Here is a 26,745-nt window from a genome sequence, read left to right as displayed (position 1 = left end):
CGACGAAAAAGTTCTAAGTCAATGCCAGTTTTCCAAGTAATCCGGCTTGTCTCCTTTGCGTGAAAACTCCAGGCGAAGGTGATCTACGGTTGCGGGTCAGCGCCGGATTGTTAACCGGCTTCCCTTGAAAAACTAACAGTGCGATTCGGTACTTTGCAGTATCAAACGACATGCGAGATTTTATCGCATGTGCTGCGAGTTCTCTTGATTTTCGGTTTTCCACATACCCCCATATAGATTGAAGAATTCTTTTTTCGGCATGGGTTCAAATGTGGGGTCTAGACTATGACCTATGACAACCCCTCCAACTGAGATTTCGAACGTGAATCCCACCGCGAATGAATTTGATGATCCGGATGTGGGACGGCGCATTACTTCTGCTGCAGGTGTGCCAGGCGTTTTGCATGCGCTCCAGCATGCTATTCCGAATCGTGCCTTATTGCCGTTGCTCACCATGAATAAACCAGGTGGCATCGACTGTCCTGGTTGTGCTTGGCCTGAGCCTTCCACTGCCAACCTTGGTGTGGTTGAGTTCTGCGAGAACGGTGCCAAGGCGGTCGCCGAGGAAACAACACCTGATCGTGCCGGCAAAGAGTTCTGGGCAGAGCATTCTATTTATGATCTGCGGGAAAAGACCGATCACTGGCTGGGCAAGCGTGGCCGAATCACCGAGCCCATGTTTTATGATCGTTCTTCTGGCGATGATCACTACCGCCCTATTTCTTGGGATCGTGCATTTGAGATCATTGCTTCAAAACTCCGCGAAATCAAGCCAGATGAAGCGGTGTTTTACACCTCTGGTCGAGCACCCAATGAGCCGGCTTATATGCTGCAGCTTCTAGCCCGCCGACTTGGCACAAATAACCTTCCAGACTGTGGAAACATGTGCCACGAGTCCACCGGTACTGCCTTGGGTGAGACCTTGGGTTTGGGCAAGGGATCCGTGGTGATGGAGGATTTCTACAACACTGATTTGTTGATTTCCGTGGGACAAAACCCGGGCACCAACCACCCACGTGCGTTGACGGCTTTCAAAGAATTGAAGGAAAACGGTGGCAAGATTCTGGCGCTGAACCCCATGCCAGAGACCGGTCTGATGAAATTCCGTGAGCCCCAATCAGTCAAGGGCGCGTTGAGCATTTCAGACAAACTTGCTGATGAATACTTGCAGATCCGTCTTGATGGAGACCGCGCATTCTTCCAGGCGCTCAACAAGGAACTCATCCGTAGAGATGCCCTAGATCATGCATTCTTGGATAAATTCTGTTCAGGTGTGGATGAAACCATCGAGCACCTCAAATCACTCGATGATGAGGTTCTGCTCAAGGGATGCGGTCTGACGGCAGCGGAGATCAACAAGGCCGCTGACATGGTGGAAAAGTCTGACACCGTGGTGGTGTCATGGACTCTCGGGGTCACCCAGCATAAGAACGCTGTGTACACCATCCGTGAAATGGTGAACTTCCTGCTGCTTACTGGAAATATCGGTAAGCCTGGTGCAGGCACTGCCCCGCTTCGTGGGCACTCAAACGTCCAGGGTGATCGCACCATGGGTATTTGGGAGAAAATGCCGGAGTCATTCCTTGCTGCTCTTGAAAACGAGTTTGGTTTTGATGTGCCACGCAAGCACGGCTTCGACACGGTGGATTCCCTGCGAGCCATGCGCGAAGGCAAGACCAAGTTCTTTCTCTCCCTCGGTGGCAACCTCGTTCGAGTGTCCTCAGATACGTCTGTTGTTGAAAAGGGCATGGAATCCAATGAGCTGACGGTGCATCTGTCGACCAAGCCCAATGGTTCACAAGCATGGCCTGGTGAGCAGTCACTTATCCTTCCGGTGATTGCTCGAACAGATAAGGATGTCCAAAAGTCAGGCGTCCAGCGTGTGACAGTTGAGGATTCCGCAGGTGCTGTTCACGCATCCACTGGTAAGCGAACCGCCAACAAGGATCTGAATTTGAAGTCCGAATGCGACATCATTGGAACCATCGGTAAGCAGACCTTCGGTGATGCCTTCTGGCAGCCCATGATTGATAACTACGATGTGGTCCGCGATCACATCGAGGCCACCATTCCTGGGTTCCACGACTTCAACCGTCGCATCGACAACCCCGGTGGATTCCTCCTCCCCAACGGACCTCGTGAGCGCATCTTCAACACATCCAATGGCAAGGCCCAATTGACGGTTAATGAAACCAATGTGATTGAGCTACCCAAGGACTATTTGCTCATGAACACGGTACGTTCACATGATCAATACAACTCCACGATTTACGGTCTGGATGACCGCTACCGCGGTGTTCGCAATGGTCGCCGCGTAGTGTTCGTCAATCCTCAAGATTGTAAGCAACGTGGTCTCAAGGATGGAGACATCGTAGACATCGTCTCTGTGTTTGATGATGGCGAACGCCGAGCACCGAATTTCCGAGTGGTGGAATATGACACCGCGAGGGACTGCATCACCACGTATTTCCCTGAGGCCAACGTTTTGGTTCCATTGGATTCGGTAGCTGAAAGATCCAACACTCCAGTGTCCAAGTCAGTTGTGGTTCGTCTTGAAGCAACAGGACGTACCGCTTCTTAAAAAACGCCAGGGAATTTTCCGCGCCCGCTTCCTTGTTTGAATAAACGAGGATGCGGGCTTATTTACAATTGCAGTTTTACAATTGCAGCCATCATCAGAAACGAGTTTCACTGTGGACACCACACCAAGCAGAAACAACGAAGCCGAGAAGATGCAGAAGATGTATCAGTGGCTCGACACTGTGTGCGCAGAGCTGGATATTGATCCAGACATTCTCGCAGAGGTTGTCCCCCACCTGTTGAACCTCACGCGTGATGTTGCGCATGGCCCTTCTCGACCAGCGGCACCAATGACGTCTTTCCTTCTTGGTCTCGCTGCTGGCCGTTCTGGAACAAGCACTGATGATTGGGCCGAGTCCACATTGGTTAATGCTCTGCATCTTCAAGAAATCATCGCTAAAAATTACCCGGAGGCTAAATAAAAATGGGTCGGATTACCCAAAACTTGCAGGTCCCACGCGTTGTATCCACTGACGAGCAAGTTTTTGTTAACACTCGTCCGGATACTGTTGCGGTGGAGGAGCCTCTAGAAATTCGGGTTAATGGCACTGCGCTTACCACCACTATGCGCACGCCCGGCCATGATATTGAGTTGGTGCATGGCCTCCTCTTGGCAGAAGGTCTGATCACGGATGCTTCTGAGGTTTTTACCGCCCGCTATTGTGCAGGAGCTGTTGGCCCAGATAATCAAAATACGTACAACGTCTTAGAACTTGATGTCATCCCCAAAGACAATCCGGCCCGGGATCTCGTCCAGAATCCCTCCCAGAATCCCGAAGGCAGCCAACACGAAGCACTCCACATCCCAACTTTCCAACCTGTACGCGAACTAAACCTCGTGGCAGCCCAACGCAATGTGCTGACTACGTCTGCTTGTGGTGTTTGTGGCACGACATCTATTGAGCAGTTGATGAACAAGAAGGGCTGGCCCATTACGCCGATTACACCAGATCCGCGGATGATTGTGTCGTTGCCAGATAAGTTGAAGTCGAAGCAGAAGATTTTCGACAAAACTGGTGGGGTTCATGCTGCTGGTTTGGCCACGCTTGATGGTGAGATGTTGATTATTCGAGAGGATGTCGGTCGGCATAACGCAGCTGACAAAGTTATAGGAAACATGCTGATGGCGGGAAAGCTCCCCTTGGAAAACACTATTTTGGTGATGAGTTCTAGGGCGTCTTTTGAGCTTGTCCAAAAGGCTGCCATGGCTGGAATTTCGGGTGTAATCGCTGTTGGTGCTGCAACATCGCTGGCAATCGAGGCGGCGCAGGATGCAGGTATTTTCCTTGCTGGTTTTGTTCGGGGCAACAAGTTTAACCACTATGCGGGCGAGCTCGGATAATGCCAGAACAGGCAGAACAGCCGAATCAAGCACGCGAAGAGCTGGAGAGGATTTTCCCGCAGTGGTTCGTGTCAGCTGCAGAAAACAGGGATATGTCTGTCGGTCAGGCAATGAAGTTCTCCCCGAAAAGGTGGCTGTTCCCTGATTTCAGTTTCAGTTATGACGACCAAGATTTAGTCATGCCATTGATCATCAATTTTGATTCATTAATCAACGATCTTCTCGCCCACCAGCCGGGTGCTTTCCACTATCCGGGGGTCACTTTATCGTTTCCAAACAACTGGGAAGACCTCTCGCACAAACAAATCCAAGACTGTCTGTGGAATGCCCTTGAAGAGTGGTTTTACTTCCTAGAGATCTACACCTGGTCGGCTGTGGATCAGCGAAAGTATGAGCATGGTCAAGTACCTGGAGACCTGCGTATCGGCTGCCTTTTTGAAGTTTTTTCAACCTCGAAGCCTAACCTGCAATTCCTCTCCGATCCCCTTCGCTGAAGTTTCGCTAACCTGGCATACATGACTCTTTCCCTTCCTCCAATTGGTTTCGGCACTGTTCATCTTGATGGCGCCCCTGGCGTTGAAGCCATCGCTACTGCCATTGATGCTGGTTACCGCCTCATCGACACCGCGTACAACTATGAAAATGAAGGTACCGTGGGCAAGGCTGTCCGCGAGTCGGGTGTCCCCCGCGAGGAATTGATTGTTACCAGTAAGCTTCCTGGCCGCTTCCATGCTCGCGATCTAGGACGCGTCCGCATTGAGGAAAGTCTGTACCGCCTCAACTTAGATTACATCGATCTCCTCTTGATTCACTGGCCTAATCCCAGCAAGGATCTTTACGTCGAGGCGTGGGAAACGCTGATTGAAGTCCGCGATGCTGGCCTGGTCAAACACATTGGAGTGTCTAACTTCCTTCCAAATCACATTGATCGCCTGCGCCGCGAAACCGGTGAACTGCCGGCCGTTAACCAGATCGAGTTGCACCCCTATTTCCCGCAGGTGGAGCAGGTAGATTTCCACGATGAGCTGGGCATCATTACCGAGGCCTGGAGCCCGCTCAGCAACGGTCGCGGACTCGTCGAAGAGCCATTGCTCAAGGAAATCGGCGAGCGCTACGGGGTCGGCGGCGGCGAAATCGCCCTCGCCTGGCATCACGCCAGGGGAATCGTTCCGATTCCACGCTCCACCAACCCGGCCAGGCAGCGCAGCAACTTGGAGGCGGTAAAGATTTCGCTTATCGACGAAGACGTCCAGGCGATTACCGCTTTGGCGCGCAAAAACGGCCGGATCAAAGATCAAGATCCAGCCGTCTATGAAGAATTCTAGATAGTTACATCAAGGTTCCGAGGAGGCCCGCGGTCACTTCATCTCCCTTTGGAGATGGGTGCCAGGTGCCTCCTACAGCGTTTACCCGCATATCCAGCACTCCGTTGACCCACGGTTCAGCTGAGCAGCTGCTGTGTCCTGCAGTGGCCTCACGGAGATTGGCATGCTGGACGTCAAGAATCTCAGAGGCTTCAAAAATGGCCGACTCAAGATTGTTCATATAGGACACCAGGTTGGTGGCGTCTGGTTTCCTTAGTTCCGTACCTCCCACGCGGACACAGATCTCGCTTCCGCTTCGTGGAGTGTATTCCTGGTATCCCAGCAACGTGATCTGCGCATCTGGAGCGTAGTACTTGAGGTAGTCGATAACAGGTTTCATCCGCTGAGCATAGTTTTCGCCGGTGACCGAGGAGGGATCCTGCATGGTTCCAGCCACTACAGCTTTCTCACCGCATCCGTTGGCCGCATCAAAAAGGCAGTTGATCACGGAATAGCGCAAATTGATTGGTGAGTGTCCCCACTGATCATTCTTGCCAAATTGGATGAAGATGTTCTCGGTATTTGGACCAATGGCCCCTAGTGCGTCTGCATGCCGAACTTCATCGGAAAAGTGGAAACCCGTCGAGTTGATGGAGGCGCCGTTGCAGGAAAGGTCAATGAGCTCCCCCTGCTGCAATCCTTGTTGTGCTTGCAATTGATCAGGCCACGATTGGTTCCCCTTGAGGCAGCCGCGTTCATCCACATCAAATGGTGCATTGGTTCCTGATGCATGTGAATCTCCAAAGACCACGACTTTTGCCCCGCCTTCCGGCGCTGTGGCATCTGGTATTCCGGCAGATGAGGTCAGCCCACGTAAGACTTCAGTTTTCTGTGAGGCACTGCTGCCAATGCTTTGGGCCTGCGCAATTGGTGCTCCCAAGGCTAAAGCCCCAGCCATGAAAGCCCCTACGATCGCCAGCAGTTTGCGTTGCATGTTCATGGAAGTTCCTTTATTTTAGTTGGTTAAATTCGCGGGAAACTCCCCATTGCATAGACATGAAAAAAGCACCTACCGGTTAAGGTAAGTGCTTTTAACTATGCAGATTACTGCTGGCGGTTGCCGTCTTCACCCTTGAATGGGAAGCCGAGCTCGCGGAGCAGGGAGCGACCTTCATCGTCGGTTACAGCGGTGGTAACAACGGTGATGTCCATACCACGAGGACGGTCGATCTTGTCGACGTCGATTTCGTAGAACATGGTCTGCTCGGTGAGGCCGAAGGTGTAGTTACCGTGGCCGTCGAACTGCTGGTCGGAAAGTCCACGGAAGTCGCGGATACGTGGCAGTGCCACGGTCAGCAGACGGTCCAGGAACTCCCACATGCGGTCGCCGCGCAGGGTAACCTTTGCGCCGATTGGCATGCCTTCACGGAGCTTGAAGTTAGCGATGGACTTCTTCGCACGGCGAAGCTGTGGCTTCTGACCGGTGATTGCGGTGAGGTCCTCGATAGCGCCGTTGATGAGCTTGGAGTCACGAGCTGCGTCGCCGACACCCATGTTGACGACAATCTTGGTGACGCCTGGGATCTGCATGACGTTTTCGAACTCGAACTCGCCCTGAAGCTTGGTGCGGATTTCGTCCTGGTAACGGGTCTTCAGACGAGGGATGTAATTCTCAGTCATTAGATATCCTTCCCATTGCGACGAGAAACGCGGACCTTCTTGCCGTTTTCATCGAAACGGTAGCCAACGCGAGTTGGGTTTCCGTCGGAGTCGATGACCATGACGTTAGAGACATGGATCGGAGCTTCCTGGGTCACGATTCCGCCGGACTCTGCGCCACGCTCTGGTGCGGAGTTAGCTACGTGCTTCTTGATGCGGTTAACGCCTTCGACGAGAACCTTTTCGGTCTTAGGGAAAGCCGCGATGACCTGTCCCTTAGCACCCTTGTCTGGACCTGAGATGACCAGAACCATATCGCCCTTGTGGACCTTCATTCTTAAATCACCTCCGGTGCGAGAGAAACGATCTTCATGAACTTCTTCTCACGAAGTTCACGAGCAACTGGTCCGAAGATACGGGTGCCGCGTGGCTCGTTGTCGTTCTTGATGATGACGGCAGCGTTCTCATCGAAGGAGATGTAAGAACCGTCTGCACGACGGGTCTCCTTCTTGGTGCGAACGATAACAGCCTTGACGATTTCGCCAGACTTTACGTTGCCGCCTGGGGTTGCTTCCTTGACAGTGGCGACGATTACGTCACCAATGCCAGCAAAACGTCGGGTGGATCCACCGAGAACGCGGATGCACAGAATTTCGCGTGCACCAGTGTTGTCGGCGACCTTCAGACGCGATTCCTGCTGAATCACTACTGGTCTCCTGACCTGGATTAATGCGTGCTGGATTTCCGTCCCAAACACGCGTGGTCTTTGTACTACAGATGTCTACATACTCCACGAATGTGGGCAACGAACGCTTGGCCTTTTACAGCCTCGTCGAGGGGTCTCGGAAACGCGACTCGGAAAAGCACCGCGAGTCCGACCTACACAGACAACCTGTATATCTAACCACACCCCTACCCCCGAATTCAAATCCGTGTTGCGTGTTAATAAGGAACAATATAGGTGTGATTCGCGATATAACAATCAGCTTGTTTTTCCACCTTAAGTAGTCGCCTATTTTAGGAGGTAGATGTCATGTCCCTACTCAAAAGTCTCAGCGTCGGAAGCAGTGCAGTACTTTTAACGGCGCTGCTTGGCGGATGTGTTTCTCTCGATGAACGATCCACTGATACGTCCACGAATACATCCATGAACACATCCACGGAAAATGTCACCACGGTAACCGCTACGGTCACGTCGACAGCAATGGCAGAACCTGGAACAGCTGTCCCAACCTCTACGTCTGCTCCCACGACTGCACCTGTGCAATGCAATTTGGATCCCCGCACCTCGGATTTTGGGCCATATCTTGCACAATCTCGCACCCCGGTTGGTGAGCTAGCAGGGTCTGCAGATTCCGTCGCGCAGGTTCCTGACTGGTTTTATCACTTCCAAATGGGTGACAACGGCTACGATTCCTGTTCCAAGCTCAGCTATGTGGTTCTCAACGGTTCCAATGGAGACGCCGAACGTTCTGCTGGAACGGGTGCTGCGATCGCCGACGTGGTGGTGCTGTTTATCGACGGCCATATGGTTGCTCGTCCTGCTCCTTTTGAAATGAAGACCGTTGAATCCGTCACCAGAGTGTCAGATTCAGAAATCCAAGTTGTTTACGGACATGCCGGCCGATCTACTGCCGAAGGTGTTACGGACTATTTCACCTTTAACTTCTTCGTTGACAACGGCGTTCTTTCTGGACGCGGCGATCTCCCAGAACACATCGATACTCACATGCGTCTATATCTGCTGTAGCCCCAGCTAAAAACTCTTGATACGTTGGTGGTTAAATCTCCATGCCCCTTCTATTAGGAACATTCGGATGGCTCATGAAAACCAAAAAACTGTTTCAATTTTTGCATGGCTTAGCGTTCTAGTTGTCGCAATCCTCGGATATGTCCTGTGGCTCGTCCCGATTTCCTGGTACGGCATCCGTGAGTGGATCTACCCGATCATTGCCGTTCCACTCATTGGATATGCATTGTTTACCGCGTTCAAGTCCAAGAGTTGGGTCTTGGGTATCTGCGCAATCCTCGCCCTGCTGTCCCCCATCATTTGGCTGACAGCTGGATTCTTCGTCTTTGGCTTCTAGTACTTGGCTGTTATAAAGACAAAGAAACACCCCTGGTGGATTCCCAAAAGGAAATTCCACCAGGGGTGTTACGCATTCGCTTAAAGCGAATAGCAAGAGGTCATCAGTAGATGACGCCCAAACTACTTAGCCTTTTCGACGATCTCGATCAGACGGTAGTTCTTGTCCTTGGACAATGGGCGGGTCTCTTCGATGCGAACCAAGTCACCGATTCCGGCGATCTGCTCCTCATCATGAGCCTTGACCTTCTTCGCGGAGCGAAGGATCTTGCCGTAGAGAGCGTGCTGCTTGCGGTCTTCGACCTCGACAACGATGGTCTTCTGCATCTTGTCAGAAACCACGTAGCCAGTGCGGACCTTGCGGGTGCTCTTTTCCTGGTTGTTCACGTTTGCCTCACTCATGATTAAGCCTCAGCTCCCGGAACCACAGACAAGCCCAGCTCACGCTCGCGAATAACGGTGTAGATGCGGGCGATGTCGCGCTTGACGGTGCGCAGGCGGCGGTTGTTGGTCAGCTGGCCGGTGGCAAGCTGGAAGCGAAGGTTGAACAGTTCTTCCTTAGCCTCGTTGAGGCGGGTAACCAGTTCTTCCTCGTTGAGCTCACGGAACTCGTGTGCTGGGGTACCGATAGCCATTAGAGCTGATCCTCCCTCTTGACGATACGGACCTTGCATGGAAGCTTCTGGCCAGCGCGGCGCAGAGCCTCGAGAGCAGTAGCTTCGTCCGGGTAGCTCATCTCGAAGAGGATACGGCCCGGCTTGATGTTTGCAACCCACTTCTCCACAGGGCCCTTACCGGAACCCATACGAACGCCGAGTGGCTTCTGGGTCAGTGGGCGGTCTGGGAAGATGTTGATCCAAACCTTGCCACCACGCTTGACGTGGCGGTTGATTGCAATACGTGCAGATTCAATCTGACGGTTGGTGATGTAGGCAGGCTCGAGAGCCTGGATGCCGTACTCACCGAAAGTGACGCGGTTGCCGCCCTTGGAGATACCACTACGGGTAGGACGGTGCTGGCGACGGTACTTAACGCGCTTAGGAATAAGCATGTTTAGCCCTCCTGCTTCTGCTCAGCACGCTGACGACGCTGGCCACCACGACGCGGACGTGCGTTGCGGTCGCCGCGGCCGCGACGCTCTGCGGGTGCATTGATCTCGCTCTCGCGACGTCCACCAACGACGTCACCCTTGTAGATCCACACCTTGACGCCGATGCGTCCGAAAGTGGTGTGAGCCTCGTAGGTGCCGTAATCGATTTCTGCGCGAAGGGTGTGCAGTGGAACGCGACCTTCGTGGTAGCGCTCGGTGCGGGACATCTCGGCACCGCCGAGACGACCGGAGCACACGACCTTGATGCCCTTAACCTGTGGCTGACGCATTGCAGACTGGATAGCCTTGCGCATTGCGCGGCGGAATGCCACGCGGTTGGTCAGCTGCTCAGCGATGGACTGTGCCACCAGCTTAGCGTTTGCATCGACGTTCTTGACCTCGAGGATGTTGAGGGCAACCTGCTTACCGGTGAGCTTCTCGAGCTCACGGCGGATGCGGTCAGCCTCAGCACCACGACGACCAATGACGATGCCTGGGCGAGCGGTGTGGATGTCAACGCGAACGCGGTCGCGGGTGCGCTCGATGACGACGTCGGCGATGCCGGCACGGTCGAGGCCCTTGGACAGGAATTCGCGAATCTTGATGTCTTCTGCGACGTAGTCAGCGTAAGACTTGTCGGCGTACCAATGGGACTTCCAGTCGGAAGTGATGCCCAAACGGAGGCCGTGTGGATGGATCTTCTGGCCCACTAGTTGGCTCCTTCCTTCTGGCTCTCAACGACCACGGTGATGTGGCTGCTGCGCTTACGGATCTGGAATGCGCGTCCCTGAGCACGTGGCTGGAAGCGCTTCATGGTTGGACCTTCGTTGGCGTAAGCCTCGGAGATAACCAGGGTGCGTGGATCCAGGCCGAAGTTGTTCTCAGCGTTAGCTGCTGCAGATGCAACAACCTTTGCTACAGGCTCAGATGCTGCCTGTGGCGCATACTTCAGAATTGACAGTGCTTCAACGACGGTCTTGCCGCGAACAAGATCAATGACGCGACGTGCCTTCATTGGGCTGACGCGGACGAAGCGAGCAGTCGCGCTTGCGGAGGTGATGTTGTCACTCATCGCTTATCGACGTCCCTTCTTGTCGTCCTTGACGTGACCCTTGAAGGTCTTGGTAGGGGCGAATTCGCCCAGCTTGTGGCCAACCATGGCATCGTCCACGAAAACTGGCACATGCTTGCGTCCATCATGGACAGCAAAGGTGTGACCGATGAAATCGGGGAGAATGGTGGAACGGCGGGACCAGGTCTTGATGACCTGCTTAGTTCCCTTTTCGTTCTGAGCATCTACCTTGTTGAGGAGGTGCTCATCGACGAAAGGACCCTTTTTAAGGCTGCGTGGCATTCTTCGTTACCTCCTCTTAGCGCTTCTTGTTCTTGTTAGCACGACGGCGACGAACGATCATGTCATCGCTGTAACGCTTAGGCTTGCGGGTGCGGCCTTCCTTCTGTCCCCATGGGGAGACTGGGTGGCGACCACCAGAAGTCTTACCTTCACCACCACCGTGTGGGTGGTCGACCGGGTTCATAACGACACCACGGACGGTTGGGCGCCAGCCCTTCCAACGCATACGACCAGCTTTACCCCAACGAATGTTGATCTGCTCGGCGTTGCCGACCTCACCAACAGTCGCGCGGCAGCGGATGTCTACGCGTCGGATCTCGGAGGATGGCATACGCAGAACTGCGTAGGAGCCTTCCTTACCAAGAAGCTGGATGGAAGCGCCAGCGGAACGTGCCAGCTTTGCACCTGCGCCTGGCTTCAACTCCACATTGTGGATGGTGGTACCAGTTGGGATGTTACGCAGTGGCAGGTTGTTACCAACCTTGATGTCGGCTGCAGCGCCGGACTCGATAACGGTGCCCTGGGTCAGGCCCTTCGGTGCGAGGATGTAACGCTTCTCGCCATCGAAGTAGTGAAGCAGTGCAATGTTAGCGGTACGGTTTGGGTCGTACTCGATGTGAGCGACCTTCGCCAATACGCCATCCTTGTCGTTACGACGGAAGTCGATGACGCGGTAGCGGCGCTTGTGTCCACCACCGCGGTGACGGGTGGTGATGTGGCCGTGAGAGTTACGTCCGCCGGTCTTGCTCAGTGGGCGGAGAAGTGACTTCTCAGGGGTCGAACGGGTGATCTCCGAGAACATGGAAACGGAGCTTGCGCGGCGACCCGGGGTTGTCGGCTTGTACTTACGAATAGCCATAATGTGTCCTTTTCTATCGACGTCTTAAGCGACGGAGCCGTTGAAGATGTCGATGGAGTCGCTGCCTTCGCGAAGAGTCACATAAGCGCGCTTGGTAGCCTTGCGAGTACCGAAGCCGGTGCGGGAGCGCTTGCGCTTACCCGCACGGTTAACGGTGTTCACAGATGCAACCTTGACGCCGAAGATCTCTTCGATGGCAATCTTGATCTGAGTCTTGTTAGCGTCAGTGGAGACGAAGAACGTGTAAACGTTCTGCTCCATGAGGCCGTAGGACTTCTCAGAAACGACCGGTGCGATGATGATGTCGCGTGGGTTGGCGATAGTAGCCATTAGTTCTGCTCCTCCTGTGCCGCACCGGAAGCGCGGTTGATGAAGGTGTGGAGAGCCTCAACGGAGAACACAACGTCGTCAGACTTGAGAACGTCGTAGGTGTTCAGCTGATCAGCGGCCAGGATGTGGACGCCAGGCAGGTTGTTAGCACTCTTCTGGGCGTTGATATCCTCACGGCTCACTACGAGCAGCACGGACTTACGCTCGGTCAGACGCTCGATGAAAGCCTTTGCAGACTTGGTCGAAGGGGTCTGGCCAGGCACCAATTCGGAGACGACGTGGATACGTGCATTGCGTGCACGATCAGACAGTGCACCGTAAAGTGCAGCCTTGATCATCTTCTTAGGGGTGCGCTGAGAGTAGTCGCGTGGCTTAGGGCCGTGGGAGATGCCACCACCGGTGAAGTGAGGTGCGCGGATCGAGCCCTGACGAGCGCGACCGGTTCCCTTCTGACGGAATGGCTTACGGCCACCGCCACGTACTTCGCCACGGGTCTTGGTGGAGTGGGTGCCCTGTCGAGCTGCTGCAAGCTGTGCGTTGACAACCTGGTGCAGCAGTGCGACGGAGACCTCACGGTCAAAAATCTCTGCAGGGAGTTCTACAGATCCGTTGATGTTTCCATCAGCGGTCTGAACATCCAGCTTCAGATTCGTCATGCGTGTGCACCGCCCTTCACTGCGGTCTTAACGGTAACGATGCCACCACGGTTACCAGGGATTGCGCCCTTGATAAGGATGATGTTGGCATCGGCGTCAATCTTCTGAACCTTGAGGTTCTGGGTGGTGACGCGGTCATTACCCATGCGGCCAGCCATACGCTTGCCCTTGAAGATGCGACCTGGGGTAGCAGCTGCACCAATGCCACCTACGCGGCGGTGTGCAGCCTGGTTACCGTGGCCGGCACCCTGGCCAGCGAAGCCATGGCGCTTCATAGCGCCGGCGTAGCCCTTACCCTTGGTGGTACCGGTGACGTCAACGAACTTGATGTCGTTGAAGATTTCAACGGTAACGTCCTGTCCAACCTCGTAACCGGAGACATCGTCCATACGAATCTCGGTGACGTGGCGGCGGGGGGTAACGCCTGCTTTCTTGAAGTGACCAGTCAATGGCTGGTTCACCTTGCGTGGGTCGATTTCGCCGTAGGCGATCTGGATGGCGTTGTAGCCATCGGTCTCAACGGTGCGAATCTGGGAAACTACGCATGGACCCGCTTCAACGACGGTAACCGGAATAACGCGGTTCTCCTCGTCGAAGATCTGAGTCATGCCGAGCTTGGTGCCCAGAATGCCCTTGATCTCGTTTTCACTCATTATTTATTCTCCGCTGCCAAAAATTCCGTCGATCACTGAATGTTCACGTCGACGCTGGCCGGAAGGTCGATGCGCATAAGGGCATCAACAGTCTTCGGCGTCGGGTCGAGGATGTCGATCAGGCGCTTGTGAGTGCGCATCTCGAAGTGCTCGCGAGAGTCCTTGTACTTATGTGGAGAACGAATAACGGCGTATACGTTCTTTTCGGTAGGCAAAGGCACCGGTCCAACGACTCGGGCACCCGTACGGGTGACCGTCTCAACGATCTTGCGTGCAGACGCATCAATCGCTTCGTGGTCGTAGGCCTTGAGCCTAATGCGGATCTTTTGTCCCGCCACGCTTATCCTCTTCCTCGCTCGTCCCACATCTTCCATTTTGGAAAAGCGGTGGGAATTCGCTTCATTCTTTCTCTATAACGTTGTCCGGGCTTGGGGCTCGGGCGCAACGCCAGTATTTAACCTGACCTGTCAAATGCTTCTGACATTGGATCACGGGCGCTGTACAAATAAAACGCGCCACGCTGAACCCAACAATGAAGTCAGGGAAATCGGAAGGGACCAAAATGCGTGATCTAGGCCCTAACGTAACTGCCGCTGTTTATTTGCCATGCCCCTTCTCCGGTTCCGCCTTCACCAGTCACCCGGCTTCAGTGGATACCCCCTGAAGTTGAAGTGCATTTCCATGCGCCTCGACTCCAATTGAAGGTGTCATGTTTGCCTTACCAACTGGCATGGTTAATTCACGCCGTGTTAAAGCAACCCAAGTAGTTAACCACATAGTCATCTGAAAGACAACCCTGTTCTGTAAGAAAGTTGCGTTTTTACTTTCACTGCCCCGCAGTGAAATAGCCCACCCACATTGACCGCCGGCACTCTGGTGGCGGCGAAGGTGGGGGGCTCGTCGAAAAGCGCTATGCTTTTTCGATTTTCATGGTTCCTCGTGAGTTCAAGCGATTATGGAAATCGAAGGCGGTTCGCAGATCATGCGGGGTGTGCTGATAGGAATCTGCACTGTTTAGCGCCCGGTCAAAGTATTCTTCCAGCAGTGGTCGATAGTCCGGGTGGGCGATGGCAATCATTTTGGGGACTCGTTGTTTTGGCGATAGCCCGCGCAGGTCTGCGTAGCCATATTCAGTAATGACAACCATCGCATCATGTTCCGTGTGATCGATATGGGACGCGAAAGGCACAATCGCGGAAATCGCATCAACTTTGGCTGCCGAGGGAGAGATAAATGTGGAAGCAAAGGCGTTACGCGTGAAATCGCCCGAGCCGCCGATACCATTCATCACGCGCGTACCCGCAACGTGGGTGGAGTTGATATTTCCATATATATCAGCCGGCGATGTCAGGTTTTTCCAGTGATGTCGTGTGGTGTGAAATTGAGCACGAGAAGTCAGCGCACGTGAAGTCGCCTTTAAGATCCCCAAACTGCTCCAACTCCTCTGAAGCGCTAAAAATTCATACGTTTAGCAATCGGTTTTCCTAAAGATTTCCCTATAGTCCCATGAAACTTATAGCACGGGGGGATTTTCATTTAGTAAAGGCTCACCTAAGATGTTCTAAGCGTTTTAGTTTCAGCTAGTTTTAAGGACTTTCGATGTCTCACACTTTTCTTTCCCCCTCGATCTTTAGGAGTCACGCGATATGACGGCGGTGGCGGTAGAGAAGCAGAAGGAGACGTCGATAAGCAAAAACCTCGGCAGGCGCCGAGCGCTGGGCATTCTCGGAATCGTCATGGCACTAGGTGCGCTTATTGTTTTAAGTATTGCTGTGGGTGCGAACCCACTTTCTTTTAGCTCCGTATGGCAGGGTTTTACCGCACACGACAGCTCTGAGGCGTCGATTATCGTGTGGTCAATGCGTATTCCGCGCACGCTGGTGGGCATCGTGACTGGCGCTGCTTTTGGTGTGGCGGGTGCTTTAATTCAAGCGCTGACGCGCAACCCGCTTGCCGATCCCGGAATTTTGGGAGTTAACGCGGGTGCAGGTTTCGCAGTGACCGTAGGTGTCGGATTTTTCGGACTCAGCAGCGTGACGGGCTACATCTGGTTCGCATTCCTGGGCGCTGCCGCCGCTACCCTGCTGGTGTATTTCATTGGTGCGAGCACCAGCGGCAGCGTTAATCCTGTTGCTCTGGTCCTCGCCGGCGTTGCTCTGGCCGCCGTGCTTGGTGGCGTCACCAGCTTCCTCACACTGATTGATCCTGAGACTTTTGAAAGCATCCGCAATTGGAATCTTGGTTCTGTTGCACGCACCGACCTCAGCGACACCATGACCGTATTGCCATTCCTGGCAGTCGGACTGGCCATCGCGCTCCTGCTGTCGGGAGCACTGAACTCCATTGCGCTTGGCGATGACCTTGCTGCATCCCTGGGCACCAAAGTGATGCGCACCCGCGTGCTCGGCATCATTTCAGTCACCTTGTTGGCCGGCGGCGCGACCGCCCTTACTGGTGGTATCGGCTTCATAGGCCTTATGGTTCCCCACGTTGTGCGCTGGGTAGTTGGCCCCGATCAACGATGGATCATCACTTTCAGTGCCCTGTGCGCCCCTGTTCTTGTGCTCGGCGCAGACATTTTGGGACGCATCATCGCCCGCCCCGGCGAAATTGAAGTAGGCATTGTTACCGCAGTCATCGGCGCACCTGTCCTGATCGCACTAGTTCGACGGAGGAAAGCCAGTGGTCTTTAATATCAAATCTAGAACTGATGAAACTCCTGTTGCTGCGTCTGAGCCGGTGGAATCCACTAGACCTGTGTCTGAAGCTTCGACAAGCCCTGCGCTTAACCCCGGCTACCACGCAGTTTCAGTGCAGAGGCACCGGTTCTCTTTCCGCATCCCAGCCCGCCTCGTGGTGGTTAGCCTTATCCTTTTCGCCATCGCGCTATGCAGCGCCACATGGGCTATCACGATGGGCGATTACCCACTGTCTTTGGGGCAGGTGATTAATGCACTTGCTGGCACCGGCGAGAAATTCCAGTTGTTGGTGGTGCGGGAATGGCGTCTACCTGTAGCCATTGCTGCTGTTGTCTTCGGCGCGCTGCTTGGCATTGGTGGAGCGATTTTCCAGTCGATTACTCGAAACCCGTTGGGTTCACCTGACGTGATTGGTTTCGATGCAGGTTCTTACACCGCGGTGGTTCTTGTCATTTTGGTCCTCGGCAACACTCACTACTGGAGCATCGCTTTCGCTGCCATCGTCGGTGGCATTATTACAGCATTTACCGTCTATGTCCTGGCGTGGCGTAAAGGTGTGCAGGGTTTTCGTTTGATCATCGTGGGCATCGGTGTTTCCGCCATGCTGAGCTCGATCAATGCATATCTAATCACCCGAGCAGATGTGGAAGACGCCATGGTTGTGGGCTTCTGGAGCGCCGGTTCCATCAACCGGGTGACCTGGCAATCACTCATTCCTTCGCTGATAATCGCAGTGATCATCATCGTTGCTGCCATCGTTTTGGCCAGATCCCTGCGATTCATGGAAATGGGCGATGACGTAGCCACCACCCTCGGTGTAAAAACCAACTCCACTCGCTTGGCGCTCATTGTTGTCGGCGTTGCCACCTCAGCGTTGGTTACTGCTGCTGCCGGACCAATTTCCTTCATCGCGTTGGTTGCCCCACAGCTGGCTCGTCGCCTTACTAAAACCCCTTGTGTCAGCCTGTTTGCTGCCGCTGCAATGGGTTCCGCACTGCTCAGCTGCGCTCACCTCCTTTCCCTGATTATCAGCTCCTTCTACCGCACCATTCCAGTTGGTCTGATGACAGTATCCATTGGTGGTTGCTACATGATCTGGCTTCTGCTGCGCGAAACCCGCCGCCAATACCGCACCGGCACCATTCGATAGCCTTTAAGGATTTACCATGAATAACCGCCTGACCATGGAAGACGTCACCATGGCGTATGACAACCGCGTCATCGCTGAGCACCTCAACGTCACCATCCCCGACAACACCTTCACCGCCATCATCGGCCCCAACGGCTGCGGCAAATCCACCCTGCTCCGCGGTTTCTCCCGCGTGCTCAATCCGCAGCACGGCAAAGTGCTTCTCGACGGTCGGCAACTCGATTCATTCAAGCCTAAAGAGATCGCCCGAGAACTAGGCCTGCTGCCACAGACCTCCATCGCCCCAGAAGGCATCCGGGTTTACGATCTCATCGCTCGTGGGCGCGCTCCCTACCAAAGCCTCATACAACAATGGCGCACCTCCGACGAAGACGCCGTCGCGCAAGCGCTCGCCTCCACGAATCTTACCGAACTTGCAGCTCGCCTCGTCGATGAACTCTCCGGTGGCCAGCGCCAACGAGTGTGGGTGGCCATGTTGCTCGCCCAGCAAACACCGATCATGCTTCTCGACGAGCCCACCACCTTCCTCGACATCGCCCACCAATACGAACTCTTGGAATTGCTGCGCGCATTCAACGAGGCCGGGAAAACTGTGGTCACTGTGCTTCACGATCTCAACCAAGCCGCCCGCTACGCCGACCACCTCATCGTGATGAAAGATGGGCACGTACATGCCACGGGCACACCAGAGGAAGTCTTAACTGCCGAGATGGTTCAAGGAGTTTTTGGCCTGCCCTGCATCATCTCCCCAGACCCCGTCACAGGAACCCCCACCGTCGTTCCCCTCAGTCGGTCTCACGCAGAAGCTTAAGTAGCTACCCCTCCAACGGAATGATCTTCTCTAACACCCCAAGCTCAAGGATTCTCCCACTGCCGGTTTCCTTCAGCTTCAAAAGTTGTCCCGGAGTAGCAGTAATGAGTTGATCCCATTTCACACTGTGCTGCTCCAAGGTGCGCCTAGACGCCTGGTAGATCTCTAAACCATGATTCAACAAAGCAGTATCCCCGCTCTCAAAGTGCAAGTAAAACACCTTGTCCCCCACTTCACGGCGTCGGACCTTGTCTAGGCTTTTCGTCTTCGGAGCAGGAGAATCATTCAGCAGCGTAATCCGAACAACCACACCCAGCCGATGATCAATGCCCTCCACATCAGTAATCAACAAAGGCTCACCTGACCGACACCGACGAATCTCCTGAAACTCCCACACCCCAGGTTGCAAAGGTCGGTGCGGACCCTTGGCGATTCTCCGTACACTGACCCGAAACGGATCCACCGTAATCCGATAAGCCGGAGATTCAGTCTCCACAAGAAAACGACCCGGAACTTCCCTTTGAGGATCTGCAATTCTAGAACCCCCACGAATCTCGCCCGGGTTCTCCGTATACATCGTGTTTAGCGCCTCGACCAGATCCTCATCAGTACTTCCCCACCCAATGCCACGGTTGCCCAAAATCCCCAAAAGTGTCGGCAACGACAAATCTGGCTGAGCCTCCCACACTTTCTGTAACTGAGCCACAACTGGGGGAATTCTAGATGGATCTTTCATAGCTCCTGATTGTAGTTCCGGAGTGATGGTATGCAGATTCGGAGGTGGTTTGGTAAAAGTCGATTTACTAAGGGTGACTTCTCATCACACGACTTCCCACGCTCAACTTCACGTGGTCGACTTCAGTCGGCGTTGTCAGGATTTCCTAGTGAAGTCGTGGGATGAGAAGTTAAGCATGAGATGTCAGCATACGCGAAGTCGAACTGTAGAACTTATACAGTCATATCTCGGAGGAGGTCCCCCTTCTTAATCTCGAGACCACTAGGAAAACCACCAAAAAATGACTGAGATCGCCCCCTAACAAATTGAGCGCAAGGTACCGAAACCGTGAAATCGAACCTAAGACGCCGACTAGACAAACCAACTCCGAAACCAACCCTAGAAACGACAAAACAGCGACCCCAGAGGATATTTCCTCTGGGGTCGCTGTCAGTTAGTCAAAGTCTAAAAGACCTCAACAGTTAGAGCATCAAATTACTTGATGATCTTGGTGACACGACCAGCGCCAACGGTGCGGGAGCCTTCGCGGATAGCGAAACGCAGGCCCTCGTCCATAGCGACAGGCTGGATCAGGGTGACGGACATGTCGACGTTGTCGCCAGGCATGACCATCTCGGTGCCCTCTGGAAGCTTCACAACACCGGTAACGTCGGTGGTGCGGAAGTAGAACTGAGGACGGTAGTTGTCGAAGAATGGGGTGTGGCGGCCACCTTCATCCTTGGACAGAACGTAGACAGAGCCCTCGAACTCGGTGTGAGGGGTGTAAGCGCCTGGCTTAACGATAACCTGGCCACGCTCAACATCTTCGCGCTTGATACCACGGAGAAGCAGACCACAGTTGTCGCCAGCCTCAGCGGAGTCAAGAAGCTTACGGAACATCTCGATACCGGTAACGGTGGTGGAGGTGGACTTCTCCTTGATGCCGATGATGTCAACATCATCGTTCACGTTTAGGGTACCGCGCTCAACACGACCGGTAACAACGGTGCCACGACCGGTGATGGTGAAGATGTCCTCGATAGGCATGAGGAATGGCTTGTCGGTCTCACGAACTGGGTCAGGGATGTTGTCATCGCAAGCCTGCATGAGCTCAAGGATCTGCTTGCCCCACTTCTCGTCGCCCTCAAGAGCCTTCAGAGCGGAGATGTGGACAATTGGAGCATCTTCGTCGTAGTCCTGCTCAGCAAGAAGTTCACGAACTTCCATCTCGACGAGCTCGATGATTTCCTCATCCTCAACCATGTCGCACTTGTTAAGAGCAACGAGGATGTAAGGAACGCCAACCTGGCGAGCAAGAAGAACGTGCTCACGGGTCTGAGGCATTGGGCCGTCGGTAGCAGCAACAACGAGGATTGCGCCGTCCATCTGAGCAGCGCCGGTAATCATGTTCTTGATGTAGTCGGCGTGGCCTGGAGCGTCAACGTGTGCGTAGTGGCGCTTTTCGGTCTGGTACTCAACGTGGGAGATGTTGATCGTGATGCCACGCTCCTTCTCCTCAGGAGCCTTATCGATGGAGTCGAAGGCGAAAGCCTCGTTGAGCTCAGGGTAAGCGTCAGCCAGAACCTTGGTGATAGCCGCGGTGGTGGTGGTCTTACCGTGGTCAACGTGACCGATGGTGCCGATGTTTACGTGGGGCTTGGTACGCTCGAACTTCGCCTTTGCCACTGTATGTCCTCCTGGACTTCGTGGTGGCTACGACTTTCGCAGCCACGAATTGGTTTTGCTTTCACTGTGATAAGCAGCCTGGAAGACTGAGCACACAGATCTAGCGCATTACAAAATGTGCCAGTTACTGAATCCTAAGGGCAACGGCGTTGATTTTCAAACTACCAGCTACCCTGTGGACATTCGCAGGGTAACGGCCAGCTAAATACATCGAAATCAATGCTGTTGAAGGCCGATTTCAAGATATCTAACAAGCCGCTACCCCACTTACCCTACGCTTCTACTGACACGCTTAGATGCGTGGGGTGGGGCGTCGAAAAGCAAAATGCTTTTCGACGTTTTCCTACGGACCTTAAAGGTTCTTAGGAAGCGGTGCCGTTGCGCTCAGCAATAACATCTGCTGCAACGTTGGCTGGGACCTCTGCGTAGGAATCGAAGATCATGGAGTAGTTTGCACGACCCTGGGTCTTGGAGCGGAGGTCACCGACGTAACCGAACATCTGTGACAGTGGAACCTTAGCCTTGACCAGCTTTGCGCCTGCACGGTCATCCATGGAAGCGATCTGGCCACGACGGGCGTTAACGTCACCGATGACTTCACCCATGTACTCCTCAGGAGTGGTGATTTCAACGGACATGATTGGCTCGAGAAGGACTGGCTTTGCCTTTGCAACAGCTTCCTTGAACGCCTGGGAACCGGCGAGCTTGAAGGCCATTTCAGAGGAGTCAACGTCGTGGTAAGCGCCATCTTCAAGGGTTGCCTTGACGTTAACTAGTGGGTAGCCAGCCAGGAAGCCGTACTGCATTGCGTCCTGGATACCAGCGTCAACGGATGGGATGTATTCACGTGGAACACGACCACCGGTGACAGCGTTCTCAAACTTGTAGATTGCGGACTCGCCCTCTTCAAGCTCTTCTGGTGCAGGTGCGTAAGGCTCAATGGTGATGATGACCTTAGCGAACTGACCGGAACCACCAGTCTGCTTCTTGTGGGTGTAGCTGAGGGACTCAACAGGCTTACGGATGGTCTCACGGTAAGCAACCTGTGGGTCACCGATGTTTGCCTCAACCTTGAACTCACGCTTCATACGGTCAACAAGAACGTCGAGGTGGAGCTCGCCCATGCCGCCAATGACAGTCTGGCCGGATTCATCATCTAGTTCAACGGTGAAGGTTGGGTCTTCTTCCGCGAGCTTCTGGATAGCTACACCGAGCTTCTCCTGGTCAGACTTGGTCTTAGGCTCAATAGCAACCTTAATAACTGGGTCTGGGAAGTCCATGGACTCCAGGATGATTGGTGCGTTTGCATCGCAGAGGGTGTCACCAGTAGTGGTGTCTTTCAGGCCGATGAACGCGTAGATGTTACCAGCGTGTGCAACCTCAACAGGGTTTTCCTTATTGGCGTGCATCTGGAACAGCTTACCGATGCGTTCCTTCTTGTTCTTAGTGGAGTTAAGAACCTGCTCGCCTGGCTCAACCTTACCGGAGTACAGACGAACGAAGGTCAGCTTACCGAAGAATGGGTGAGCAGCAATCTTGAATGCAAGTGCAGACAGTGGCTCATCATCGGAAGGCTTACGGGTCAGAACCTTCTCAGGATCCTTAACGTCAACGCCATTGGTCTCGCCGAGATCCAGTGGGGAAGGCAGGAAGTCAACGACTGCGTCGAGCAGTGGCTGGACGCCCTTGTTCTTGTAGGCGGTACCACAGTAAACAGGGTAGATCTCAGAGTTAACAACCATCTTACGGATAGCTGCCTTGATCTCAGCGATGCTGAGCTCTTCGCCACCGAAGTACTTCTCCATGAGCTCTTCATCGGACTCTGCAACGGTCTCGAGAAGCTTCTCACGGTACTCAGCTGCACGGTCTGCGAGGTCTGCTGGGATTTCCTCAACGGTAGCTTCGGTACCAATTGGGGTAACTCCACGCCAGGTCAAAGCCTTCATCTCAAGAAGATCGATGACGCCGTCGAAGTTGTCCTCAGCACCGATTGGAAGCTGCATAACCAATGGCTTTGCACCCAGACGGTCCTCGATAGTGCCAACGGTGAAGTAGAAATCAGCGCCGAGCTTGTCCATCTTGTTCACGAAGCAGATACGTGGAACGTCGTACTTGGTAGCCTGACGCCAAACCTGCTCAGACTGTGGCTCAACGCCTTCCTTTCCGTCGAACACAGCAACTGCGCCGTCAAGCACGCGGAGGGAACGCTCAACCTCAACGGTGAAGTCAACGTGGCCAGGGGTGTCAATGATGTTGACCTGGTTGTTATCCCAGAAACAGGTAACCGCGGCGGAGGTAATGGTGATGCCGCGTTCCTTCTCCTGCTCCATCCAGTCGGTGGTTGCGCCACCGTCGTGGGTCTCGCCGACCTTACGGTTGATGCCGGTGTAGAAGAGGATGCGTTCGGTGGTCGTGGTCTTACCAGCATCGATGTGCGCCATGATGCCGATGTTGCGGACCTTGTTTAGATCCTTAAGCACTTCTTGTGCCACAGTGGTACCCCAACTTGTTGGTTACGGTAATTCACTTATTTATTACCGGGGTATCCATGACAGATACCCAAGTATTAAAAAGTTTGTCACCTACGGATAATTCTCTTGTTACATTTTGCCACTAACTTGCGATTCAAGCAGCACGCTCGAGGCAAGTGACATGGATTTTTTAGTAACACACTGCCGAAACAGTGTTTCTATTTAGCTATCTTACAGCGGTGAACTGCATTAATGAGACTAAAAGCCCAGTCGCCTTGAAGAAAAGCAGGCTGCCAGCTTATTCAAATGTGAAGGGCGCCGGCAGGCGTTGATCTTAAAGGTGATTGGGCTTTCATGTCTTGGCAGTACTACCAGCGGTAGTGAGCGAAGGCGCGGTTGGCCTCTGCCATCTTGTGGGTGTCTTCGCGACGCTTCACGGAAGCGCCAAGGCCGTTGGCTGCATCCAGAAGTTCGTTTGCAAGACGCTCGATCATGGTGTTCTCACGACGCTGACGGGTGAAGGTTACCAACCAACGCAGTGCGAGGGTGTTTGCGCGCTCTGGGCGAACATCCACTGGCACCTGGTAGGTAGCGCCACCAACACGGCGGGAACGAACTTCGAGGTCTGGGCGCACGTTGCCGAGAGCCTTCTCGAGGGTTCCTACTGGATCGGTGCCGGTCTTCTCACGGCAGATCTCGAGTGCACCGTAGACGATGCGCTCTGCGGTGGACTTCTTGCCACCGATGAGGATCTTGTTTACGAGCTGGGTAACGAGCTCGGACTTGTATACAGGGTCCTGAACTACTGGACGCTTAGGAGCTGCTGATTTACGCATTTTTAATTATCCCCTCTTCGCGCCGTAGCGGGAACGAGCCTGCTTGCGGTCCTTAACACCCTGGGTATCCAGTGCGCCACGGACGATCTTGTAACGGACACCTGGGAGGTCCTTAACACGACCACCGCGAACGAGCACCATGGAGTGTTCCTGCAGGTTGTGGCCCTCACCAGGGATGTAAGCGGAAACCTCAATGCCGGAGGTAAGGCGCACACGAGCGACCTTACGAAGAGCAGAGTTAGGCTTCTTAGGGGTGGTGGTGTACACACGGGTGCATACGCCACGACGCTGAGGGGAACCCTTCAGTGCCGCGGTAGCCACCTTGGCGGACTTATCGTGGCGGCCCTTACGGACCAGCTGCTGAATAGTTGGCATGAACCATCCTTATTTCGGAGTTGTTCTTTAACTGCTGACGTGACGCCCGGGGGACGAACACGAAGGCTGAGCTTGTCGATGGCGAAGGATTTGAAAAGTGTCCAGACACGCAAAAAAGGGGGCTCTTTTTGGGGCCCGACCAAACGTGTCACGGACAACCTCATCAAATGCAAACATGCGCCACCGCGTCCCGGAAAACCAGGGGCGATACCGCGCTTGAGTGCGAGGTGCCGTCAGTTCCCAACTACAAGAGTGGGACTCAGCCGTTCACATTATCAGCTAGCCGCAGAAAACACCAAATCCCTTGTTAGAATGGTTCCCATGACTGTTCCTCAAGGAAACGAACCAGCAAAGAAACTCGCCACTGACCTTAACCGAAACCAAGTCGTGGATGAACTTTCTGCAGCTGTTTCCCGAGGTCAACTCACTTTGGAGGAATTTGAAGATCGCTCCTCCAAAGCATGGAATGCCCGCCACTTAGACACTCTTGTAGAGCTGATCTCTGATGTGAACGACAATCCCTACACTCTGCTTGGTCAGCAATTTCCCGGCGCCTCCTATGCGCCGGCGGCCTACGAGACCACTCCCCCAGCGATGCCCAATGTGTCAGATCCTGTAAATATTGTCCGCAACAGGATTACCGGCAACCCGAATGGCTCCAAATTGTCGGTCTCGTTTATGGGCGGCACCGTGCGCAAAGGTGGATGGCATGTGCCTAATGTTCACACATCCTTCGCCATGATGGGCGGCAATCAAATCGATTTGCGCGACGCCTTCCTGGAGAGCGACCGCATTCAGATCAACGCCTACACATTCATGGGTGGCATCGAGATTATTGTTCCCGAGGGTGTTTTTGTCATTTGTGATGGCATGGGCATTTTCGGCGGCTTCGAACAGTCTGTGGACAAGGCCGGTGCACTCAATCCTGCGCGCCTGCCAAACAACGCGCCCACGGTCCACGTCAAGGGCCTGGCGTTCATGGGCGGAGTCAGCGTAGTCACCAAGAAAAACATTTAAAAAGCTTGTCGACGCGCCCCTCCACCACCTAAAAGTAAATGCTCAACACATACCCCGGTGCACTATTGAGATTAAACGTCTCGTATTTGTAGTCCCGCTCCCCCAGTGTTGGGTGCCTGAAACGTTTGATGCCAGAGCCGAATGACAAAACATCGGCAGACGCCCAATTCTCGCGGAAAACAGAACTTTTCTGATGGAGCTCGTCGATAAGCTCTTTTAAACCTGGCGCGCTGGGGCGCCGGGCGTACTCGAGGCGTAGTTTGGCAGCGAACTCCGCACTGAACTGATCTCGGTCCACCCAAAACTGCGCGGCTGTTGCGCCGATAAAGCAATGCCGCGCAGTGTTGGGCCGATCGGGCAGATCCTTGAAAATCGGGGCGTAAAGTTCCGCGCAGAGCCGATTTGTAGCCAAAATATCCATCTGCTCGTTGCGGATCCACGCCGGTTTATCTGTGACCGCATCAACAATGTCCTGGAGGGGTGCCGTTGGGGTCTCTGCACTAGGTAGGTTGCGCGGATGGTCGGCGCGATAAGCCAAATTGTGAAGGTGTTCGCGCTCAATTGGGCTCAGCTGGAGAGCCTTAGCCAACGATTGCAATATTTCAGGCGATGCACCCTTGAGATTTCCGCGCTCAAACCGGATGTAATACTCCAAAGAAATGCCCGCCAGATCCGCGACTTCTTCCCGCCGAAGCCCCGGCACCCGACGATCACTCCACGGCTGCGTTTCTAGTCCCGCAGCGGCCGGCGTAATCCGTGCACGCCTGGTGGTGAGGAAATCCTTGACTTCCTGTTTGAGCAGCTCATCCATACCCTGCCATCTTAGAGTGGGCTTTTTGTATTTCCTACCGCTGCCCACCAAATGACCCAGAACCACACCGCAAACGACGCGAACGTTCCGACCCATCCTGCGATCGAGATGACGGTGTCTTCAAAGTGGGTTCCCCACAGACCTAAACCGAACAAGATGGCACCAACTGCGATGCCAATAGATAGTTTCCACATAGTTATAAAACTAGGTCTGATCTGGGGATTTGCCTAAGAATCTGGGGGTTAAGGGTTTTATTCCCCA

33 protein-coding genes and 1 pseudogene are annotated in these 26,745 nt (G+C 54.0%); 11 read left to right on the top strand and 23 right to left on the bottom strand.

All coding sequences use genetic code 11. From position 1 onward, the window contains the following. Nucleotides 1-292: 292 nt before the first annotated feature. The 5 genes from fdhF (at nt 293) to KW808_RS02940 (ending at nt 5,247) form a co-directional block, all read left to right on the top strand. Nucleotides 293-2,581, top strand: coding sequence for a molybdenum-dependent formate dehydrogenase FdhF (fdhF, locus tag KW808_RS02960; protein WP_003860573.1), 2,289 nt, complete (start codon nt 293-295; stop codon nt 2,579-2,581). A gap of 112 nt (nt 2,582-2,693) precedes the next feature. Further along, on the top strand, nt 2,694-3,002 hold the full coding sequence (locus KW808_RS02955; protein WP_003860571.1) for a DUF6457 domain-containing protein: 309 nt from the start codon (nt 2,694-2,696) through the stop codon (nt 3,000-3,002). A gap of 2 nt (nt 3,003-3,004) precedes the next feature. Beyond that, complete coding sequence (gene fdhD, locus KW808_RS02950) at nt 3,005-3,922, top strand: formate dehydrogenase accessory sulfurtransferase FdhD (RefSeq protein WP_003860569.1); 918 nt, start codon at nt 3,005-3,007, stop codon at nt 3,920-3,922. Beyond that, nucleotides 3,922-4,416 carry a hypothetical protein gene (locus KW808_RS02945; RefSeq protein WP_003860567.1) on the top strand — a complete coding sequence of 165 codons (495 nt, stop codon included), beginning with the start codon at nt 3,922-3,924 and terminating at the stop codon, nt 4,414-4,416. The genes fdhD and KW808_RS02945 overlap by 1 nt, the downstream gene beginning before the upstream one ends. A gap of 21 nt (nt 4,417-4,437) precedes the next feature. Further along, nucleotides 4,438-5,247: an aldo/keto reductase gene (locus tag KW808_RS02940; RefSeq protein ID WP_003860565.1), complete on the top strand. Its 810-nt coding sequence runs from the start codon at nt 4,438-4,440 to the stop codon at nt 5,245-5,247. A 4-nt stretch (nt 5,248-5,251) separates the two neighbouring features. Here KW808_RS02940 and KW808_RS02935 read toward each other — a convergent pair whose 3' ends face one another. From KW808_RS02935 to rplN, 4 genes are all read right to left on the bottom strand, one after another. Continuing rightward, complete coding sequence (locus KW808_RS02935) at nt 5,252-6,226, bottom strand: SGNH/GDSL hydrolase family protein (RefSeq protein ID WP_003860564.1); 975 nt, start codon at nt 6,224-6,226, stop codon at nt 5,252-5,254. Between the two features lie 104 nt (nt 6,227-6,330). Continuing rightward, a complete protein-coding gene (gene rplE, locus KW808_RS02930) occupies nt 6,331-6,906 on the bottom strand; it encodes a 50S ribosomal protein L5 (protein ID WP_003854317.1) in 576 nt (191 codons plus the stop codon). Next, entirely contained in the window at nt 6,906-7,220 is a 315-nt protein-coding gene (gene rplX / locus KW808_RS02925) for a 50S ribosomal protein L24 (protein ID WP_003854314.1), read from the bottom strand. Before rplX ends, rplE begins: the two co-directional genes overlap by 1 nt. 2 nt (nt 7,221-7,222) lie before the next feature. Then, on the bottom strand, nt 7,223-7,591 hold the full coding sequence (gene rplN, locus KW808_RS02920) for a 50S ribosomal protein L14 (RefSeq protein WP_003854312.1): 369 nt from the start codon (nt 7,589-7,591) through the stop codon (nt 7,223-7,225). Between the two features lie 327 nt (nt 7,592-7,918). On the opposite strand from rplN, the gene KW808_RS02915 reads away from it, so the two are divergent. Further along, nucleotides 7,919-8,635: an LppP/LprE family lipoprotein gene (locus KW808_RS02915; protein ID WP_003860561.1), complete on the top strand. Its 717-nt coding sequence runs from the start codon at nt 7,919-7,921 to the stop codon at nt 8,633-8,635. Between the two features lie 67 nt (nt 8,636-8,702). Further along, the gene (locus KW808_RS02910; RefSeq protein ID WP_003860559.1) at nt 8,703-8,972 is read left to right on the top strand and encodes a hypothetical protein; all 270 of its coding nucleotides are present in this window, start codon (nt 8,703-8,705) and stop codon (nt 8,970-8,972) included. A 122-nt stretch (nt 8,973-9,094) separates the two neighbouring features. On the opposite strand, the gene rpsQ is transcribed toward KW808_RS02910, so the two are convergent. The 12 genes and pseudogenes from rpsQ to KW808_RS02850 all read right to left on the bottom strand — a co-directional run. Continuing rightward, nucleotides 9,095-9,373: a 30S ribosomal protein S17 gene (rpsQ, locus tag KW808_RS02905; protein WP_003854306.1), complete on the bottom strand. Its 279-nt coding sequence runs from the start codon at nt 9,371-9,373 to the stop codon at nt 9,095-9,097. Between the two features lie 2 nt (nt 9,374-9,375). Then, nucleotides 9,376-9,606: a 50S ribosomal protein L29 gene (rpmC, locus tag KW808_RS02900; RefSeq protein WP_003854304.1), complete on the bottom strand. Its 231-nt coding sequence runs from the start codon at nt 9,604-9,606 to the stop codon at nt 9,376-9,378. After that, a complete protein-coding gene (gene rplP / locus KW808_RS02895; protein WP_003854302.1) occupies nt 9,606-10,022 on the bottom strand; it encodes a 50S ribosomal protein L16 in 417 nt (138 codons plus the stop codon). The genes rpmC and rplP overlap by 1 nt, the downstream gene beginning before the upstream one ends. 2 nt (nt 10,023-10,024) lie before the next feature. Continuing rightward, entirely contained in the window at nt 10,025-10,771 is a 747-nt protein-coding gene (gene rpsC, locus KW808_RS02890; RefSeq protein WP_003854298.1) for a 30S ribosomal protein S3, read from the bottom strand. Further along, the gene (rplV, locus tag KW808_RS02885) at nt 10,771-11,133 is read right to left on the bottom strand and encodes a 50S ribosomal protein L22 (RefSeq protein ID WP_003854297.1); all 363 of its coding nucleotides are present in this window, start codon (nt 11,131-11,133) and stop codon (nt 10,771-10,773) included. Before rplV ends, rpsC begins: the two co-directional genes overlap by 1 nt. Nucleotides 11,134-11,136: 3 nt before the next feature. Further along, nucleotides 11,137-11,415 (bottom strand): 30S ribosomal protein S19, encoded by a 279-nt coding sequence (gene rpsS / locus KW808_RS02880; RefSeq protein ID WP_003854296.1) that lies wholly within the window; start codon nt 11,413-11,415, stop codon nt 11,137-11,139. A 16-nt stretch (nt 11,416-11,431) separates the two neighbouring features. Beyond that, complete coding sequence (gene rplB, locus KW808_RS02875) at nt 11,432-12,274, bottom strand: 50S ribosomal protein L2 (RefSeq protein ID WP_003860556.1); 843 nt, start codon at nt 12,272-12,274, stop codon at nt 11,432-11,434. 24 nt (nt 12,275-12,298) lie between these two features. Continuing rightward, nucleotides 12,299-12,604 carry a 50S ribosomal protein L23 gene (rplW, locus tag KW808_RS02870; protein WP_003854294.1) on the bottom strand — a complete coding sequence of 102 codons (306 nt, stop codon included), beginning with the start codon at nt 12,602-12,604 and terminating at the stop codon, nt 12,299-12,301. Further along, complete coding sequence (rplD, locus tag KW808_RS02865; RefSeq protein ID WP_003854293.1) at nt 12,604-13,260, bottom strand: 50S ribosomal protein L4; 657 nt, start codon at nt 13,258-13,260, stop codon at nt 12,604-12,606. Before rplD ends, rplW begins: the two co-directional genes overlap by 1 nt. After that, nucleotides 13,257-13,913: a 50S ribosomal protein L3 gene (rplC, locus tag KW808_RS02860; protein WP_003854292.1), complete on the bottom strand. Its 657-nt coding sequence runs from the start codon at nt 13,911-13,913 to the stop codon at nt 13,257-13,259. Before rplC ends, rplD begins: the two co-directional genes overlap by 4 nt. 32 nt (nt 13,914-13,945) lie before the next feature. Beyond that, nucleotides 13,946-14,251, bottom strand: coding sequence for a 30S ribosomal protein S10 (gene rpsJ / locus KW808_RS02855; RefSeq protein WP_003854291.1), 306 nt, complete (start codon nt 14,249-14,251; stop codon nt 13,946-13,948). A gap of 572 nt (nt 14,252-14,823) precedes the next feature. Next, nucleotides 14,824-15,252: pseudogene (locus KW808_RS02850) on the bottom strand (acetyl-CoA hydrolase/transferase C-terminal domain-containing protein); the annotation flags it as partial. 307 nt (nt 15,253-15,559) lie between these two features. Here KW808_RS02850 and KW808_RS02845 point away from each other — a divergent pair. The 3 genes from KW808_RS02845 to KW808_RS02835 are packed head-to-tail and all read left to right on the top strand — an operon-like array spanning nt 15,560 to nt 18,573. Then, nucleotides 15,560-16,606 (top strand): iron chelate uptake ABC transporter family permease subunit, encoded by a 1,047-nt coding sequence (locus KW808_RS02845; RefSeq protein ID WP_003860551.1) that lies wholly within the window; start codon nt 15,560-15,562, stop codon nt 16,604-16,606. Next, complete coding sequence (locus KW808_RS02840; protein WP_003860548.1) at nt 16,596-17,762, top strand: FecCD family ABC transporter permease; 1,167 nt, start codon at nt 16,596-16,598, stop codon at nt 17,760-17,762. The genes KW808_RS02845 and KW808_RS02840 overlap by 11 nt, the downstream gene beginning before the upstream one ends. Nucleotides 17,763-17,778: 16 nt before the next feature. Further along, nucleotides 17,779-18,573: an ABC transporter ATP-binding protein gene (locus KW808_RS02835; protein WP_003860545.1), complete on the top strand. Its 795-nt coding sequence runs from the start codon at nt 17,779-17,781 to the stop codon at nt 18,571-18,573. A 4-nt stretch (nt 18,574-18,577) separates the two neighbouring features. Here KW808_RS02835 and KW808_RS02830 read toward each other — a convergent pair whose 3' ends face one another. The 5 genes from KW808_RS02830 to rpsL all read right to left on the bottom strand — a co-directional run bounded on the left by KW808_RS02830 (nt 18,578) and on the right by rpsL (nt 24,656). Then, nucleotides 18,578-19,309: a hypothetical protein gene (locus KW808_RS02830; RefSeq protein WP_003860543.1), complete on the bottom strand. Its 732-nt coding sequence runs from the start codon at nt 19,307-19,309 to the stop codon at nt 18,578-18,580. A gap of 474 nt (nt 19,310-19,783) precedes the next feature. Continuing rightward, on the bottom strand, nt 19,784-20,974 hold the full coding sequence (gene tuf / locus KW808_RS02825) for an elongation factor Tu (protein ID WP_003860541.1): 1,191 nt from the start codon (nt 20,972-20,974) through the stop codon (nt 19,784-19,786). 362 nt (nt 20,975-21,336) lie between these two features. Beyond that, complete coding sequence (gene fusA, locus KW808_RS02820; RefSeq protein WP_003860540.1) at nt 21,337-23,466, bottom strand: elongation factor G; 2,130 nt, start codon at nt 23,464-23,466, stop codon at nt 21,337-21,339. A 347-nt stretch (nt 23,467-23,813) separates the two neighbouring features. Continuing rightward, nucleotides 23,814-24,281 carry a 30S ribosomal protein S7 gene (gene rpsG, locus KW808_RS02815; protein WP_003854222.1) on the bottom strand — a complete coding sequence of 156 codons (468 nt, stop codon included), beginning with the start codon at nt 24,279-24,281 and terminating at the stop codon, nt 23,814-23,816. 6 nt (nt 24,282-24,287) lie between these two features. Beyond that, nucleotides 24,288-24,656, bottom strand: a complete 369-nt coding sequence (gene rpsL / locus KW808_RS02810) for a 30S ribosomal protein S12 (protein WP_003854221.1) — start codon at nt 24,654-24,656, stop codon at nt 24,288-24,290. 321 nt (nt 24,657-24,977) lie between these two features. Between rpsL and KW808_RS02805 the strand changes: the two genes are divergently transcribed. Further along, nucleotides 24,978-25,673, top strand: a complete 696-nt coding sequence (locus KW808_RS02805; RefSeq protein WP_003860537.1) for a DUF1707 SHOCT-like domain-containing protein — start codon at nt 24,978-24,980, stop codon at nt 25,671-25,673. Between the two features lie 28 nt (nt 25,674-25,701). On the opposite strand, the gene KW808_RS02800 is transcribed toward KW808_RS02805, so the two are convergent. Beyond that, nucleotides 25,702-26,484, bottom strand: coding sequence for a helix-turn-helix domain-containing protein (locus KW808_RS02800; RefSeq protein ID WP_003860535.1), 783 nt, complete (start codon nt 26,482-26,484; stop codon nt 25,702-25,704). Between the two features lie 11 nt (nt 26,485-26,495). Continuing rightward, nucleotides 26,496-26,678 (bottom strand): hypothetical protein, encoded by a 183-nt coding sequence (locus tag KW808_RS02795; protein ID WP_003860534.1) that lies wholly within the window; start codon nt 26,676-26,678, stop codon nt 26,496-26,498. Nucleotides 26,679-26,745: the final 67 nt, after the last annotated feature.

Origin of the sequence: [Brevibacterium] flavum (genome assembly GCF_019317305.1) — a bacterium.
Lineage (GTDB): Bacteria > Actinomycetota > Actinomycetes > Mycobacteriales > Mycobacteriaceae > Corynebacterium > Corynebacterium glutamicum.
This window is presented reverse-complemented; position numbering and strand designations above follow the sequence as displayed.